Source organism: Hyphobacterium sp. CCMP332 (assembly GCA_014323545.1).
Taxonomy (GTDB): Bacteria; Bacteroidota; Bacteroidia; order Cytophagales; family CCMP332; genus CCMP332.
The window spans coordinates 1,255,532-1,272,500 of the sequence record CP058647.1; the positions used below are offsets into that span (position 1 = coordinate 1,255,532).

At 38.3% G+C, this 16,969-nt stretch carries 13 protein-coding genes and 2 rRNA genes (1 of these 15 only partly in view); 7 read left to right on the forward strand and 8 right to left on the reverse strand.

Going from position 1 to position 16,969, the window contains the following annotated elements:
- The first annotated feature begins 20 nt into the window (after positions 1 to 20).
- The 5 genes from HZR84_05465 to uvrA are packed head-to-tail and all read left to right on the forward strand — an operon-like array spanning position 21 to position 6,980.
- Complete coding sequence (locus tag HZR84_05465; GenBank protein QNL21405.1) at positions 21 to 1,397, forward strand: FAD-dependent monooxygenase; 1,377 nt, start codon at positions 21 to 23, stop codon at positions 1,395 to 1,397.
- Between the two features lie 6 nt (positions 1,398 to 1,403).
- Entirely contained in the window at positions 1,404 to 2,318 is a 915-nt protein-coding gene (locus HZR84_05470) for a TIGR01777 family protein (protein ID QNL21406.1), read from the forward strand.
- A gap of 48 nt (positions 2,319 to 2,366) precedes the next feature.
- Entirely contained in the window at positions 2,367 to 3,104 is a 738-nt protein-coding gene (locus tag HZR84_05475) for a TIGR00730 family Rossman fold protein (protein ID QNL21407.1), read from the forward strand.
- Entirely contained in the window at positions 3,104 to 4,120 is a 1,017-nt protein-coding gene (locus HZR84_05480) for a lytic transglycosylase domain-containing protein (protein QNL21408.1), read from the forward strand. The genes HZR84_05475 and HZR84_05480 overlap by 1 nt, the downstream gene beginning before the upstream one ends.
- A gap of 43 nt (positions 4,121 to 4,163) precedes the next feature.
- On the forward strand, positions 4,164 to 6,980 hold the full coding sequence (uvrA, locus tag HZR84_05485; protein ID QNL23201.1) for an excinuclease ABC subunit UvrA: 2,817 nt from the start codon (positions 4,164 to 4,166) through the stop codon (positions 6,978 to 6,980).
- 340 nt (positions 6,981 to 7,320) lie between these two features.
- On the opposite strand, the gene HZR84_05490 is transcribed toward uvrA, so the two are convergent.
- From HZR84_05490 to HZR84_05515, 6 genes are all read right to left on the reverse strand, one after another.
- The gene (locus HZR84_05490) at positions 7,321 to 7,992 is read right to left on the reverse strand and encodes an SGNH/GDSL hydrolase family protein (protein ID QNL21409.1); all 672 of its coding nucleotides are present in this window, start codon (positions 7,990 to 7,992) and stop codon (positions 7,321 to 7,323) included.
- Positions 7,980 to 9,002 (reverse strand): aminotransferase class I/II-fold pyridoxal phosphate-dependent enzyme, encoded by a 1,023-nt coding sequence (locus tag HZR84_05495; GenBank protein QNL21410.1) that lies wholly within the window; start codon positions 9,000 to 9,002, stop codon positions 7,980 to 7,982. The genes HZR84_05490 and HZR84_05495 overlap by 13 nt, the downstream gene beginning before the upstream one ends.
- Positions 8,999 to 9,712 (reverse strand): hypothetical protein, encoded by a 714-nt coding sequence (locus HZR84_05500; GenBank protein ID QNL21411.1) that lies wholly within the window; start codon positions 9,710 to 9,712, stop codon positions 8,999 to 9,001. Before HZR84_05500 ends, HZR84_05495 begins: the two co-directional genes overlap by 4 nt.
- A gap of 60 nt (positions 9,713 to 9,772) precedes the next feature.
- Positions 9,773 to 11,878 carry a ferrous iron transport protein B gene (feoB, locus tag HZR84_05505; GenBank protein QNL21412.1) on the reverse strand — a complete coding sequence of 702 codons (2,106 nt, stop codon included), beginning with the start codon at positions 11,876 to 11,878 and terminating at the stop codon, positions 9,773 to 9,775.
- 1 nt (position 11,879) lies between these two features.
- The gene (locus HZR84_05510) at positions 11,880 to 12,101 is read right to left on the reverse strand and encodes a ferrous iron transport protein A (GenBank protein ID QNL21413.1); all 222 of its coding nucleotides are present in this window, start codon (positions 12,099 to 12,101) and stop codon (positions 11,880 to 11,882) included.
- 90 nt (positions 12,102 to 12,191) lie between these two features.
- Positions 12,192 to 14,621, reverse strand: a complete 2,430-nt coding sequence (locus tag HZR84_05515; GenBank protein QNL21414.1) for a bifunctional UDP-N-acetylmuramoyl-tripeptide:D-alanyl-D-alanine ligase/alanine racemase — start codon at positions 14,619 to 14,621, stop codon at positions 12,192 to 12,194.
- A gap of 142 nt (positions 14,622 to 14,763) precedes the next feature.
- Between HZR84_05515 and HZR84_05520 the strand changes: the two genes are divergently transcribed.
- Both HZR84_05520 and HZR84_05525 read left to right on the forward strand, forming a co-directional pair.
- The gene (locus HZR84_05520; protein ID QNL21415.1) at positions 14,764 to 15,852 is read left to right on the forward strand and encodes an acyloxyacyl hydrolase; all 1,089 of its coding nucleotides are present in this window, start codon (positions 14,764 to 14,766) and stop codon (positions 15,850 to 15,852) included.
- Positions 15,830 to 16,567, forward strand: a complete 738-nt coding sequence (locus HZR84_05525; protein QNL21416.1) for a DUF2807 domain-containing protein — start codon at positions 15,830 to 15,832, stop codon at positions 16,565 to 16,567. Before HZR84_05520 ends, HZR84_05525 begins: the two co-directional genes overlap by 23 nt.
- A gap of 89 nt (positions 16,568 to 16,656) precedes the next feature.
- Here HZR84_05525 and rrf read toward each other — a convergent pair.
- Together rrf and HZR84_05535 are read right to left on the reverse strand one after the other, a co-directional pair.
- A 5S ribosomal RNA gene (rrf, locus tag HZR84_05530) occupies positions 16,657 to 16,767 on the reverse strand.
- Positions 16,768 to 16,909: 142 nt separating this feature from the next.
- Positions 16,910 to 16,969, reverse strand: a 23S ribosomal RNA gene (locus HZR84_05535); it runs 2,847 nt beyond the window's last position.

Sequence of the window (16,969 nt, forward strand, 5' to 3'; positions counted from 1 at the left end):
AGCTTAATTGAAATAAGAATATGCCCGAAAAAAATATCGTAATAGTAGGTGCAGGATTGGTTGGCTCTCTATTATCCCTGCTCCTATCAAAAAAAGGTTACAATATAGATGTTTATGAAAAAAGACCTGATATGCGAAAGTCAGGTGCCAAAGGAGGTAGATCAATCAATCTTGCTTTGAGCGATCGCGGTTGGAAAGCCTTAAAAATGGCAGGAATAGCGGGAGCCATTGAGGAAATTGCAATTCCTATGAAAGGCCGATTAATGCACAGCACGGATTCGGAGCTGACCTTTCAGGCCTATGGCAAAGAAGGGCAATCCATTTATTCTGTTTCACGAGCGAGACTAAATGAACTCTTAATGGAAGAAGCTGAAAAGATTGGCGTTCGTTACCATTTTGAACAGCAATGTGAAGACGTGGATAGCGAGAATGGCGTCATTAATTTTAGCGGCAGTTCCGGAAAGCCCAAAAAGATAAACGCAGATGTTATTTTCGGAACAGATGGGGCCTTTTCTGCTATTCGAACCAGCTTTCTGAAACGCGATCGCTTTACTTATTCCCAACAATATTTAAGTCATGGCTATAAAGAGCTAGAAATTAAGCCTGATCGCAATGGCGAATTTCAAATGGAAGAGAATGTATTGCACATTTGGCCCAGAGGTGATTATATGTTGATAGCGCTTCCCAACCCAGATAAAACATTTACATGCACCTTATTTTTCCCATTCGAAGGAGAACCGTCCTTTGCTTCGCTAAATTCAGATGAGGCGATTACAAAATTTTTTGAAACACAATTTCCGGATGCCAGAGACCTGATGCCCAATCTGCTTGAAATGTATAATAGCAATCCAACTTCCTCTTTGGTTACGGTTAAATGCTATCCCTGGGTATTTGACTCAAAAGTCTGTCTACTTGGAGATGCTTCTCATGCCATAGTTCCCTTTTACGGACAGGGAATGAATTCGGGTTTTGAGGATTGCAGTGTATTGATGCAAATTCTGGAAAATAATAAAAATGATAATTGGGCTCTAATACTCGATAAATTTCAAAAGAGCAGAAAACCAGATGCCGATGGCATTTCAGAATTGGCATTACAGAATTTCATAGAAATGAGAGACTCCGTAGCCAACAAAGACTTTTTGCTCCAGAAAAAAATTGAAGCAAGAATAAACGATCTTTACCCCAACAAATGGATGCCTCTTTATTCCATGGTTACATTTAGCCATAAACCCTATGCAGAAGCGCTGGCAAAAGGCCGTTTCCAGGACCGGTTAATGAAAGAAGTATTAGGAATTGAAGGAATTGAAGAAGAATACCTAAAAGAAAGTTTTAAGGAGTTAATACGTCCATTTGTTGAAAGAAATGCGAATTTTAAAATGGCAGACAAAAAGAAATAGCGTAAAATGGCAAAACACATTTTAATAAGTGGTGGTACGGGAATGCTGGGAGGTGCATTGACAAATGCCTTACAGGATGAGGGTTATGAGGTTGCCTATTTGAGCCGAAGTAAAGGATTGCACGATGGTATTAGAAAATATCGTTGGGATATCGACAAAGCCTACATCGATCCCGAAGCTCTGCATTGGGCGGATGCCATAATTCATTTGGCCGGTGCCGGAGTTGCCGATAAGCGCTGGTCTCAGAAAAGAAAAAAGGTAATCCTCGAAAGTCGAACAAAATCGACAAGACTGCTTTACAATGAACTGAAAAAAGACAATTACAATATCAAACATGTAATTTCAGCATCGGCCGTTGGATATTATGGTTTTGGCGGACCTGATAAGGTATTTAAAGAAGATGATCCTCCCGGTAGCGATTTTCTTGCTACAGTCACCGAAAAGTGGGAAGAGGAATCCAAAAATATATCCGAGCTCAAATTAAAACATACCAGACTGCGGATCGGTGTGGTATTGACTCAAAAAGGTGGCGCTTTTAAAAAATTAAAACAACCCATTTTTTATGGAATCGGCTCTCCTTTGGGAAGCGGCAAACAAATGGTTTCGTGGATTCATCTCGATGACCTTATCAACATATTTATACATGTGATGAACAAAGACCTTTACGGTGTGTATAATGCTGTGGCTCCCGAACCCGTCAGTAATGAAAAATTCACTAAGGTTACCGCGCGAATGATGCGCCGCGGGGTGTACCTCCCTAATGTACCTGAATTTGTCCTGCGACTCATGTTTGGAGAAATGGCCGATATAATACTCAAAGGCTCGGTTGTATCTTCAGAAAAAATAATGCGGACAGGTTTTAAATTTAAACACCCCAATATTTCCGATGCCGTTTATGATATACTTGTAAGAAGGGTTTGAGCAAATATTTCATTTTTTATATCAATTTTGCAATGCAATAAAATTTCTATGGATACAGAGAACAGAGACGACAATATTGAAAAAGAAGTAGAAGATAAAATCAGACGTGCTTTTAAAGACAGAGACTGGAGTGAAATAAAAAGCGAAGATTCCTGGGCAATTTTTAAAATCATGTCCGAAATGGTTGAAGGTTTTCAAAAGTTATCTAAAATTGGCCCTTGTGTTACCATTTTTGGTTCTGCTAGAACAAAGCCTGACAATCCCTATTACAAAGCCGCTGAAAATATTGCTGCCAAGCTCGTTCGACACGGTTATGGAGTTATAACCGGTGGTGGGCCCGGTATTATGGAGGCCGGTAATAAAGGTGCAAAATCTGAAAATGGTAAGTCGGTGGGATTAAATATAGAATTGCCTTTTGAACAGGGGAGTAATATCTATATCAATCCCGATAAACTGATCACATTTGATTATTTCTTTGTGAGAAAGGTAATGTTTGTAAAATATTCTCAGGGATTTGTAGTGATGCCCGGTGGCCTGGGAACCATGGATGAATTTTTTGAAGCCCTCACCCTGATTCAAACAAAAAAAATCGGTCGCTTTCCAATCGTACTTTACGGCAAAGACTATTGGGGAGGCATGATCGACTGGCTCAAGGAGGTAGTCTTAAAAGAGAAAAACATTAATGTCGAGGACCTCAACCTTTTTAATCTTGTAGATGATGAAACCGAAGCAGTAAAGGTAATTGACGAATTTTATTCTAAATACCTTTTATCGCCGAATTTTTAATGAAGGCCAATTTAAAATTTGTATTACTATCGCTAGTTATCGTTTCCATACCCTTTCTGTGGTATCTTAAAATTCCGGGTATTCCATTTGGAAACACTAACCAAACTGAGAAAAAGCAGGATACTGTAGCACTTGATCAGGTCGTAAGAAATCCTTTTGTTCCAAAAAAGGTCTTCTTCGCAGGAGAAGAGGTGCCGATCTGGATTCCGGAAGTCAAGGAACGACTTGAAAATGAACTCATCATTAATTCGCATTGGCATTCCAATACCATGACTTTAATGAAAAAAGCTCCGCGTTGGTTTCCGATTTTCGAAAGCATATTTGACAGCATGGGAGTGCCGGAGGATTTTAAATATGTAAGCCTGGTAGAATCGCGCTTGCAGCTCGAGGAATCGCCGGTGGGTGCAGCAGGTCTATGGCATCTTATGCCTATTTCCGCCAAAGAATACGGCTTGTATGTGGACGAAGAAGTAGATGAGCGTTATGATCCGGTGAAATCAACGAAAGTTGCAGCTAAATATATTTTGAAGGCAAAAAATAAGTTTGGTTCATGGACCAATGCCGCAGCCTCTTATAACCGCGGCATGTCGGGTTTTGCCAGGGCCATAGAGCATCAGCGTGTCAATAATTTCTATGATCTGAAAATGAATTCAGAAACTGCCCGGTATGTATTCAGAATTATAGCGGTAAAAATGATTTTTGAGAATCCCGAGCGTTATGGATTTTATCTTGAGCCTGAAGACTATTACCAAGCCTGGGAGACCAAAACCATAGAGGTGGATTCCACAGTTAATGACTGGGCAGAATTTGCCCTTGAGCATGGGACCATTTATAAATATGTAAGACTGTACAATCCATGGATTCAGGAGAAATATTTAAAAAATAAGAAGCGTAGAAAGTACAAGGTTCAGATTCCAAAAGAAACTTTAAGCTATTCAGAACCATTAACAGATTCGGATATTATTATAGTAGATTCCCTTATGGAATCAGAGGATGAATTAGACAAGCAGGAATAATTTGGCGGAAACAGTAAAAAAAGGAGAGGTAGAGGATTTACCTATCGACCTGACAGGTTATGAGTTTATTGAAGTTTTTGGTGCAAGGGAACACAATCTCAAAAACATCGATGTTTTCATTCCGAGAAACAAACTTATTGTAATCACAGGAATCAGCGGTAGCGGCAAGTCTTCGCTTGCATTTGACACGATCTATGCTGAAGGCCAGAGACGGTATATGGAAAGTTTTTCGGCCTATGCCCGCTCTTTTATCGGCGATATGGAAAGACCCGATGTCGATAAAATAAATGGCCTTTCCCCTGTAATTTCCATCGAGCAAAAAACAACTTCCAGAAACCCGCGATCCACTGTTGGCACTCTTACCGAAATTTATGATTTTCTCAGATTGCTATATGCAAGGGCCGGAATAGCTTATTCTTATCTCAGCGGTGAAAAAATGACACGCCAAACTGAAGAACAGATTCTGGACACTGTTCTCGACAAATTCAAGGATCAAAAAATAATCCTCCTGGCCCCCATTGTGAAGGGAAGAAAAGGACATTACCGGGAGCTTTTTCAACAATTGAGAAAATCGGGTTATACCAAAGTGAGAGTCAACGGAGAGGTATTGGATATCGAACCTAAAATGCAACTCGACCGCTATAAAACGCATGATATTGAATTGGTGGTCGATCGGCTGATTGCAAAAAAAGACGATAAATTTAGAATTTCACAAAGTCTGCAAACGGCGATGAAACAAGGCAAGGGTGTGATTTATGTATTGGATCAGGAAGATAAAAGTCATGCCTTTTCAAAATATTTAATGGATCCAAAAACGGGCCTGAGTTATGACGAACCCGCACCGAATACATTTTCTTTTAATTCTCCTTACGGCGCTTGTCCAAAATGCAATGGACTGGGTCAAATTGAAGAAATAACCAAGGAAAGTATTATTCCGGATGACAATCTAAGCATGAGCCGAGGTGCCATTGCACCACTTGGAGAATACAGGGATATCTGGATCTTTAAAAAAATAGAATCCATATTAAAGAATTACGATTTGAGTCTTTCCACACCGGTCAAAAAGATTCCGGAAGATATTCTCGACAAAATTCTATTTGGAACGGATGGCAAAATAGAGGTTCCCTCTGTGAAATATCCCGGTTCTACCTGGAAAGTTCGTTTTGGTGGAATTATCAATTTCCTTGAAGAGCAGAAAGACGCGGGGTCTGAAAAAACACAGAAATGGGTTCAGGATTTTGTGCAGAAAAGCATTTGCCCCGAATGCAATGGTGGGAGATTAAAGGCCGAAGCCCTTCATTATAAAATCCACGATAAAAACATCTCAGAACTTGCCCAAATGGATATCGGGCATTTAAAAGAGTGGTTTGAAAATATTGAAGAAAAATTAAGTGAAAACCAAAATATAATTGCCAAAGAAGTTCTGAAAGAAATTAGAAAAAGAATTGGCTTTCTCAGCGATGTCGGTCTTGAATACCTAACGCTGGACAGACAATTAAAAACACTTTCCGGTGGTGAATCTCAAAGAATAAGACTGGCAACTCAAATCGGAACTCAGCTGGTCGGAGTGCTATATATTTTGGACGAACCGAGCATAGGTTTGCATCAACGCGACAATCAAAAACTCATTGATGCCTTAAAATCGCTCAGAGATATTGGAAACACAGTGATTGTAGTAGAACATGACCGCGACATGATGCTGGCATCAGATTATATTCTGGATCTCGGTCCAGGTGCGGGCCGTCATGGAGGAAAAGTTGTTTCCAAGGGTCATCCCAAGGAATTGATAAGCATGAAAAGCCTAACCGCCGATTACCTCAATCATAAATTGGTGATCGATGTACCAAAGGAAAGAAGAAAAGGCAGTGGTAAAAAGATTACGTTAAAAGGAGCCAAAGGGAATAATTTAAAGTCCATTAATCTTGATTTTCCACTTGGGAAAATGATTTTAGTGACCGGGGTTTCAGGCAGCGGAAAATCTACATTGATTCACGATACTTTTTATCCTATTCTTAATAGACACATCTATAAATCGCACAGAGAACCACTGGCTTATAAAAGTATTGATGGCTTGGAGCATATCGACAAAGTCATTGAGGTGGATCAATCGCCGATCGGCAGGACGCCCAGATCCAATCCCGCTACTTATACCGGAGCATTTACGGATGTGAGAGCTCTTTTTTCACAACTGCCGGAAGCCAAAATACGCGGTTATAAACCCGGAAGATTTTCTTTTAATGTAAAAGGCGGAAGGTGCGAAACCTGCCAGGGCGGAGGGATGAAACTCATCGAAATGGATTTTCTTCCTGATGTATTGGTGCCTTGTGAAGAATGTAAGGGAAAAAGATATAATAGGGAGACCCTTGAGGTAAGGTTTAAGGGAAAATCCATATCTGACGTTTTGGATATGACAGTGAGTCAGGCCGTAGAATTCTTTGAAAATCAACCCAGAATTTTGCGAAGAATTAAAACCCTGGAAGAAGTTGGTTTGGGTTATATCACCTTAGGGCAGCATGCTACTACTCTTTCCGGTGGGGAAGCACAAAGGGTAAAATTGGCTACGGAATTATCTAAAAAGGATACGGGGAAAACCTTTTACATATTGGATGAACCCACCACAGGACTTCATTTTCAGGACATTCAAATGCTTTTAACCGTATTAAATAAATTGGTGGATAAAGGAAACACCGTCCTTGTGGTAGAACACAATATGGATGTTATCAAAGTGGCAGATCATATCATTGACCTAGGGCCTGAAGGTGGACAAGAAGGAGGTTATGTTATTGCCGAGGGAAGTCCTGAAAAGGTAGCTAAGGTTAAAAAGAGCTATACGGCTAAATTTCTCAAGGAAGAGTTGTAAACAAGAAAGGCTGGTTCAAAAAACCAGCCTTTACTAAAATTGATGTATATGTTGAGAAAACTACTACTAAATTGCTCTTTCAAAATTCGTTTATCCTAATCTAGCCTATTGCTTTTTCAGATAACGAAATCTTTAATTTTTTTATTGTCGGATTAATCTTTTGGTAATAAACCTGAAATCGGTTATTAAAAAGTATTAATTCGACCTCCACTTTTTATTCAGCAATACTCGTGCCAAATTTTTGTAATTGTTTTAAGAACGGGGAATAAATTCAAATATTATAGGCCAAATAAATATTTGTATTGATAACGTACGAATTTGTCCGAATACGTACGAAGATTTACTTTTTCAGAATAACACTGGCATAGGGGAAAATTACTTCCTCCCATCTTAAATAGGTTTTTGCTGAGGGGTGCAGATTATCAGCGGCTACTAACTCTGGCTTATCCTCCATTTCTTTAGAAACGGAAAATAAATCCACAACCTGAAGATTTCTCGCTTTGGCATGTTTGGATATTATCTTATTGAATTCTTCCAATCCAGCCGAAATATCTCTCCCCTTACTGTATTTGGGGCCATCCGGAGTTACTGAAAAATCGGGAATATTGACTATCAAAACTTTTGAAGGGTCTTTCAAGCGATTCTGTACATGATTCAATATCAATTCAAAATTTTTAGAAAATTGTTCTGCACTGACTTCCTGAACCCAGTCATTTACACCAATCAAGATTGTCACAAAATTAGCATTAGAAGAATCGAAAATGGGCAATTCTTTGTCAATTAAATCCTGTGTTGTCCAGCCGGTAACCGAAGGGTTTGCGATCAGTTCTATATCGACGCCTTCTTTTTTTAAGTTGGATACCATGATTGAGGGCCATGATTTATCGGGACTGGTGCCTTCTCCAATGGTATAGGAATCTCCCAGTGCAACATATCTGATGGGATCATTTTGTGCCATAATATTTAGCTTAGTAATTGCAATTATAAAAAGAGCTAGTATTAGTTTTTCCATTCTTGGATTAGTTCAATTACCCGTGCCATCATTTCCTTGTCAATATCCATGTGTGTTACTATCCTGAGTGTATTACTGTCAAAGGCAGAGATCAAAACATTATTGCTCTCAAGATAAGATTTAAAACGGCTTGCCATGTCTGAATTCTCTAATTCAAATAGCAAAATATTGGTCGGGTGTGGGTATATTTTTTTTATAAGATTATTCTTTTCTAAAGCATCGGCGATCTTATCGCATCGCAGATGATCTTCCTTTAATCGTTCAATATTATTTTTTAATGCATAAGAAGCGGCTGCTGCCAAAATTCCGGCTTGCCGCATTCCTCCTCCCATCACTTTGCGGTATCGCCTTGCATCATACTCCATTGCTTCATCGATCAATATTACTGAACCAATCGGACAGCCCAGGCCCTTGGAAAAACAAATTGAGATGGTGTCAAATTTATTAGCCAATTCAATCGGATTTATTTCCGATGCAATCAAAGCATTAAATAATCGGGCTCCATCGAGGTGCATTTTCAGGCTGTATTTGTCAGCCAGGTTTTTGATTGATTTAATTTCATTGAGTTTGTAATAACTTCCCCCTCCTTTATTACAGGTATTTTCGAGAGCGATTACTTTCGTTCTGGGGAAATGAACATCTCTGGGGTTGATTTCTTTTTCAATCTGTTCTGCATTTAATATGCCATAATCAGATTTTAGCAACTTTACGCTACAGAGTGAATTATAAAAAATCCCTCCTCCCTCATATCTGTAGATATGGGATTTTTCATCGCAAATAATCTCATCCTGAGGTTGGGTGAGTAAGCGCAAACCGATTTGATTGGCCATGGTTCCGGAAGGACAAAAAACAGCCTTTTCCTTACCAAAATAATCGGCTACTTCTTTTTCAAATTTATTTATTGAGGGGTCTTCACCGTAAACATCATCTCCAAGCTCGGCATTGAACATCGCCTCCAGCATAGACTTGCCGGGTTTGGTCAGGGTGTCGCTTCGAAGATCGATTGTCATTTTACATCTTCAAGCTTTGCTCTAATACTCTCTCTCGCTTGTTTGAGCTTCTCAATTTCTTTCAGTGCATTTCCCTGATCGGTGGTATTTTGTTGCATCTGAAGTTTCAATTGGGTGGAATCATTGGCATTTTCCACCAATTTCTCTTCCAGCTTAATTCTGTCAAATCTGTTTTTTTCAAGTCGCTTATCCAGGTTATCAGAAACTCTCAATAATCTGTCGTATTCTCTGGCGGCATTGTCGATCACACGGTCGGCTTCTGCGATGTCCTCATTTATTTCATTGACATAAACATCTACGCCAAATTGATGTAGCATATTTGAAGCCCTTTCAAATTTATTTGATTTGTGTTCAGGTCCAATAAATTGGTCTCCATCCTGCAAAGCCCACCAAACTTCAGTACCCTCTGGTTTTAAGGTAACCCTTGAATAAGAAGTGATATCGCTTGTGCTTGTCACAGACGCGGAAATACCATTTACAATGGCTTCTTCAACAATCAGCATCCCATCCTGCGATTGAACCTTGCCAAATTCCTTGAGAAAATTTGACCATTGCTTTTCTACTTTTCTGCTGTCTGCAATTAAAAGCATCGTTTTTACAACATCAACTTTAGAGCCATTGACCAGCTCTTTGCTTTTTTCAACCACAACCGTTTGGGCATTAATTTCAAAAACAAATAATAGGGAGATAAGAAAAATTAGCTTCTTCATAATATTTTAGACTCTTTGTAAAAATAGAAATTTTGATGTATCCAAAAACCTATTTAGCAATTAGCTAAACAAATTATATACCAGAAGGCTGGAAACATAGGCCAGAGCGGTCATATAAACCAATTGAAGCATTGGCCATTTCCATGAATTGGTTTCTCTGTATACGATAGCCAATGTGCTCATGCACTGCATGGCAAAAGCATAAAATACCATAAGTGACAATCCCACCGCAGGGTTATAGAATTTTTCTCCGGTATCGGGATTGAGTTCCTGCGCCATTCTCCGTTTTAATGGTAAATTATCTCCATCGTCATTTTCTATGCTGTAAATGGTCGCCATGGTTCCAACGAATACTTCCCTTGCGGCAAATGAAGTAAGCAGCGCTATGCCTATTTTCCAGTTAAAACCCAGTGGTTCGATAGCTGGTTCTATAAATTTACCCAAATGCCCGGCATAGGAGTTTTCAATCATTACCGCAGATACTTTCTTCTGAAGTTGTGCTTCCTCCAAATGACTATATTCCATACGAACGTTTTCAGCAGCATCTTTCATTTGCTCGCCCGGGCCGTAAGAGGCCAAGACCCATAATACAGTGGCAATAGCAATAATAATTTTACCCGCTTCGAAAACAAATGCCCGTGTTTTAATATAAATGGTGAAAACAACATTCTTCATTTGTGGAATTTTATAACGGGGAAATTCCATGATAAAAAAGCTCTTCTCCCTGGTTTTTATTATAAACTTCATTGCATAAGCAGAGCCAATGGCAGCTAGAAAGCCAAGAAGATAGAGGCTGAAAAGAGTTAGCCCTTGAAGATTAAATATTCCCAATACTCTTTCTTCAGGAATAACCAGGGCTATCAAAATGGTATACACCGGAATTCTCGCTGAGCAGGAAATTAAAGGCGTTACAAAAATTGTAATTATTCTTTCTTTCCAATTGGCGATACCACGGGCCGACATAATTGCCGGTATGGCACATGCAGCACCTGAAACCAAGGGGACCACACTTCTACCGTTGAGGCCAAATCTTTGCATGACATTATCCATCATATAAACCACTCTTGCCATATAACCGCTTTCTTCGAGTAGTGATAGACAAGCAAAGAGAATGGCTATTTGAGGAATAAAGATCACCACCCCTCCTATACCTGCCAACAGGCCTTCGGTAAGCAAATCAAAAAATGCCCCCTGTGGCAATGCATTTTGCGAATAGGAAATCAGCCAGGCAAAACTCTCATCGATCCAGTCCATAGGATATTGCGCCAAGGTAAACACGGCCTGGAATACGCCTAAAAGCAAAATTGCAAATATTACGATCCCCCATACTCTATGAATGAGTATTTTATCGAGTTTTGAGCTAAGACTTAGTCTTTTAATACCATCCCTATTTACAACTACATCCTGAAGCAGTGCATCGATGGATTTATAGCGTTCAACAATTTCATTGGTTTTTAGCTCTTCAGAATCAATTTTAGAACGGAGTGATATAGCCAAATCGCTGTGACTCGAATTCAAGAGGACATTTGTCCCTGAATAAGTTAATCTGGTCAGTGCCAAATAAGGATTATCCGTGTTGCCTGCTTTTTTTATTTCATCAATGGGGATATCTGTGATTTTAGAAACATCCAGCAATGTTTTTCTGGAAGAATAATCTATAGAAGATAACTTTTCCTTTAATTCCTTGATTCCAAGTCCCTTTCTTGCATTGATGGCAACTACCGGAACGCCAAGTCGAGATTCCAAAAGTGCCAAATCAATATTGGAACGGTCTTTTTCAGCAATATCAACCATACTCAAGGCGAGTACAACCGGAATATTTAAATCGTAAGCCTGGGTAAAAAGAAATAAATTTCGTCTGAGATTGGTGACGTCGGCGACTAATACCAGAGCATCGGGGCGTTTGGATTCATCGTTTGTAGTTAAAAACTCAAATACAATTTCCTCATCAAATGATTTCGGGAATATGGAATAGGTACCGGGAAGGTCGATAAGTTCCACTTTTCCATGGCTCTCTAAAACAAAATGTCCTACTTTTTTCTCAACGGTAACACCCGGAAAATTTCCTGTTTTTTGATTTAAACCGGTAAGGCTGTTAAAAAGAGAAGTTTTTCCCGCATTTGGATTTCCCAGAAGCGCTATTCTGGATATAGCTTCTGATGGCATATTATTCGGAAATAATTATCAAGCCCGCCTCTTTTTTACGCAAGGAAAGGCAATATCCACACACTTCAACACAGACTGGGCCTCCAAAGGGAGCTTTAGAACACATTTTTACCTCCGAACCGGGCAAAATACCCATTTCCATCAATTTATTTGAGAATTCCGATTTTGCGATCGACTGAATTACGCCTTGTTCATTGATGGATAATTGTGCCAGAGATTTCAATGCTGCTTATTTAGATTAATTATAAACAATGCAAAAATGCATCTTAGAAAGCGTTTATCCAAAACGAAAAAATCAAATTTAATCATGAGCTTAATCATTAATGTAAACCCTTTTAACTCTTTCACTAATGTTGGTTAGAATTTCATAAGGAATAGTGTCAGACCATTCTGCCAAATCTGTAACAGTTGGCTTCTCTCCGAAAATTACAACTTCATCGCCCTCCTCCGCTTCAACATTGCTGATATCGATCATAAACATATCCATACAGACATTCCCGATAACCGGCGCCAATTTTCCATTGACATAAACCCTGCCTTTTCCATTGCTAAAAATTCTTGAAAATCCATCTGCATAGCCCATTGGTATGGTTGCAATTTTACCTCCATTTGGCAAATTTCCTTTCCTGCTATATCCAATACTTTCATTTGGGGCAATAGTTTTAATCTGGGATATTTCAGAAATAAGCCGGCCGATAGGCAATAATGGATTGGAGGCTAATTTGGCATTATTGACTCCATAGAGCCCAACACCCAAGCGAACCATATCGTATTGATGTTCCGGGAAATTTACAATACCGGCTGAATTTAAAATGTGTTTAATTGGCCTGGAAGAGGTTTCCTTGCAGAATTCATCATAAGCTTTATTAAATTTTTGAATCTGACTCAATGTAAATTCCTTTTCCTTCAAATCATCAGAACTTGAGAGATGACTGAATATACTGGCCACCTGAATTTTTTCACTATTAATTATTTTGGATAGCCTTGATATATCTGTTAAGTCAAAACCCAAGCGATTCATGCCTGTATCGATATTGATATGTACAGGCGTTTTTTTATCGTGCAAAGCCGCTTCTTTAGAATAAACTTCAAGGGATTTGAAACTGAAAATCTCTGGTTCCAAATTGTATTCGAAGCAAAGCGCAAGACTTTCGCTCGCAGGGTTCATTACAAAAATCGGGAGATTGAGGCCTTGTTTTCTCAAGTCGACACCCTCATTAGCATAAGCAACTCCCAAATAATCCACTTGCGAAAACTGGAGCAAATTGGCAATCTCACGGCTACCTGCACCATAGGCAAAAGCCTTGACCATGACCATCATTTTTGTATTGGCTTTCAACTGAGTTCGGAAATAATCGAGGTTATGCGTAATATTTGAAAGATTAATTTCCAATCTGGTCCCATGCAGCTGTTTTTCAAGTTGTTTTACAATTCGTTCAAATTGCATTTGTCTTGCTCCCTTTATTAGAAGTACCTCCTTATTGAAATTCGGAATGTTTTTCAGGAAATCACCCACCGATTTATAAATCAAAAAATCTTGGCTAAATGATTTTGAATTATTGGAAAATAAATCACCGATTAGAATTTTATGATTCAGTTTAATTTTAGAGAGAGAGGACTTAATAAATTCTATTTGCGCTTCATCGCTAAGCGAAGTCTGTTTTAAATCACTGATAATTAAAGACTTATTAAAGTTTTTATATTGGCTCGCCAAATATTCCAAAGCCACTTTTAATCCACCTTCATCGTGATTGTAAGTATCGTCGATAAGAATACAATCATTTTCAGCTTCTTTTACTTCAAGTCGCATCGAAACATTTGATAATAAGCTTATGCCTTCTTGTATTTCTTTTGGTTCCATTCCCATTTCCAGAGAACAAATAATAACATGTAAAATATTTTCAAGGCTGGCCGTGTCTGAAAACGGAATTGCGTAAGCAAATCCATTAATCAGAACAGTTGTATTGAGGGTGTTCTTATTAAAAGATACCGGGTATTTATTTTCTTCACTTTTCCCCCAGGATATCAGTTCTTTAATTCCGAGTTCATTTTTCAGACTTTTTACAAGAGCATATTCATCTTCTCTTAGAATTAATTTTTCACAATTTTTAAATAATAGCAGTTTTTCCTTCAGTTTCTCATTTCTGTCTGAAAAACCACCATCATGGGCAGATCCTATATTGCTGAGAATACCAATATTTGGACGTATAATGGCATTCAATTTCAACATTTCTCCTTTTTGAGAAATTCCGGCTTCAAATATTCCGAGATTATGCCTTTTCTCAATTTGCCAAACAGATAAAGGCACTCCAATTTGGGAATTATAACTTTTAGGAGATTTTACGATGACAAACTTTTTGGCTAGAATTTGACTCAGCCATTCTTTAATAATGGTTTTACCATTGCTACCGGTTATGCCTATGACCGGAATGATGAATTTTGATCTTTTCGCCTTTGCAATTTCATGAAGCGTATTCAGACAATTATCAACGGTTAAAAAATTTATATCATCGGCAAAATTTACAGCTTTAGAATCCTCAATTACAAAATTCCTGATTCCTTTATTATAAGCATCTTTTAAGTATTGATGACCATCGCGTTTAGAGGTTTTTAATGCAAAAAACAAAGCATTGCTGTAAAAATCTGAACTGCGGGTATCGGTTACCAATTGCTTGATTTCAACATCAGAATTGATATTTGATTCTTTAAAATTTACAATTTGCTCAAGCTCTGAGAATAACAATTTAATAGATGTATAAATGTGATTGTCTAAATTATGAAATCAGATGTCTCTAATGGCATTAATCCAAATGTTTTTAAAAGGATAAATAATTACTCCAAATTTCAAAGATTCAGCTCATGAATAAATTTATATTTGCCATTTGATGCTGAGATATACTTTACTTGTTTGTCTTATCCTGATTGCCTATCAGTCGGGTGCTCAAAAATTAAAGAAAGAAAATTTCTATGTTGGAATAGAAGCCGGGACCGGTGCTATTTTTAAACATTCAGAACAAATAGCCCATATTAGCAATGCCAATCCTCTTTCTTTTGATTTTCATTTAAGGTACGTATTGCCGGGTAATAAAATATGGCAAGAAAAAATGGGTTTGCCTTCCGCAGGCCTTGTTCTTACTTATACTGACATGGACAATCCACAGGTTTTAGGGAATTCCTATCATCTAACCAGTTATTTGACTTTTCCTATCAGGGATGGAAACAAACTTGATTTTGAATTTCGATTGGGTGTTGGGGCAACCTATGCCACCAGAAAATTTGACTTGCAAATGAATCGGAAAAACAACTTATACAGTACCGATTTTAGTGGTATGGCGTATTTAAGATTTGCTTTTAATTATCAGTTAACTGAGCAGTTATTTCTGAGCAATTCATTTGGATTATCGCATTATTCCAACGGATCTTACAAATTGCCAAATCTAGGAGTCAATATACTGACTTTTAATATTGGCACTTATTACAGACTTTCTAAAAAACCATTAGTATATGAAAATGCTATTGAAGACCCTGTGCCTGATAAGAAATATTTAATGAATATTGTGACCGGGTATGGATGGAAAGCCTCTTTCCCAATTTCTGATGATCGTTTTTCCATATATACGTTAATGGTTCAGGCCGAAAAAAAAACCAAGGGTGTTGGCTCCTGGTTGGCCGGAATAGATTTCAATAAAAATGAATCATTAGAGAAAGAGCAAAATTATTTGTTCCCGGATAAAGAATTTCAAAATGATTATCGTATTGCTGTTCTTGGTGGCTACTCTTTAAATGTAGGTCGTCTATCGGCGCTGGGTCAATTGGGTATATATTTGTATTCCCCTGTGGATCCACCCAGACCGTATTATCAAAAAATTGGATTGAGATTTAGATTTATAGATCAATTTCACTTGGGCTTGAATTTAAAGGCGCATGCAGGAGTAGCAGATTTTGTTGAATATGTCATTACCTATAAAATATAATTTAGTATTTCTTTTCTTTTTGATAGTAGGGTGTAACAGTCCTGATAGTTGGGATTGCTTTCAGGTTGCTGGCAAAGAGAAAATGGAGTTGCGACATTTTGACAATTTTTCAAAAATTCTGATTTATGACAAACTCGATGTAGAAATTATCCAATCCGACCACTATACTGTAGAAATCCGCGCAGGAGAAAATCTCATCTCTGGTATTACAACTAAACTTTCGGGTAACAGAATAGAAATTGAGAATAAAAATACATGTGAATTACTAAGAAACAGTGATAAAATACCATTGGTACGTATCTATTTTGACAGCATTGAAAATCTTCAGGTATTTAGTTCCGGGACTGTTCGCTCCATTGATACCATTCGATTGGAGAAAATAAATCTCTCCAAACGTTCAAACGGAGATCTCTTTCTGATACTTGAGTCAAACAATGTTTTCATTTATTCAAATGAGTTAGGGGATGCTATTATTAATGGAAAAATAAACAATGTCAGTATTGAACAAGTAGGCATAGGTTTAGTTGATTTTAGCCAATGTGATATCAAAAAAGCTTATGTTATCAACCAGGGCCCGGGTACATCGAAAGTCAGTGCAAATAGGGAGATTGGAGGAATTATTTCCGGCAACGGTGTATTAGAAGTTTATGGAGATCCAAATATCAGGGATGTCAATCTAATTGATGATGGAAAGATAATTTATATTGATCCTTAGTCGACCGAACTTATACTCGAGTTTCAATCAGTATCTAGCATAAAAAAACCCCAACTAAAATTACTCTTAATTGGGGTTTATAAATAAAAGTGTGGCGATGACCTACTCTCCCGGCTTTAGACCAGTACCATCGGCGCTGAGGGGCTTAACTGCTCTGTTCGGAATGGGAAGAGGTGGGACCCCCTCGCAGAATCACCACAACATCTTGTCCCGCCCCGATAGTTATCGGCGGCAGGAATGATGGATATCCCTAATGGGATAAATACCTTAGACATGAATGGGACAAAAAGCAGAACGGCAACATCAACCAAATGGTTCTGGTCCCGGTTTGCACCGGGACCCTGAAAGTCTACGGGTAATTAGTACTGCTCGGCTTTGTCATCTCTGACTTTACACCTGCAG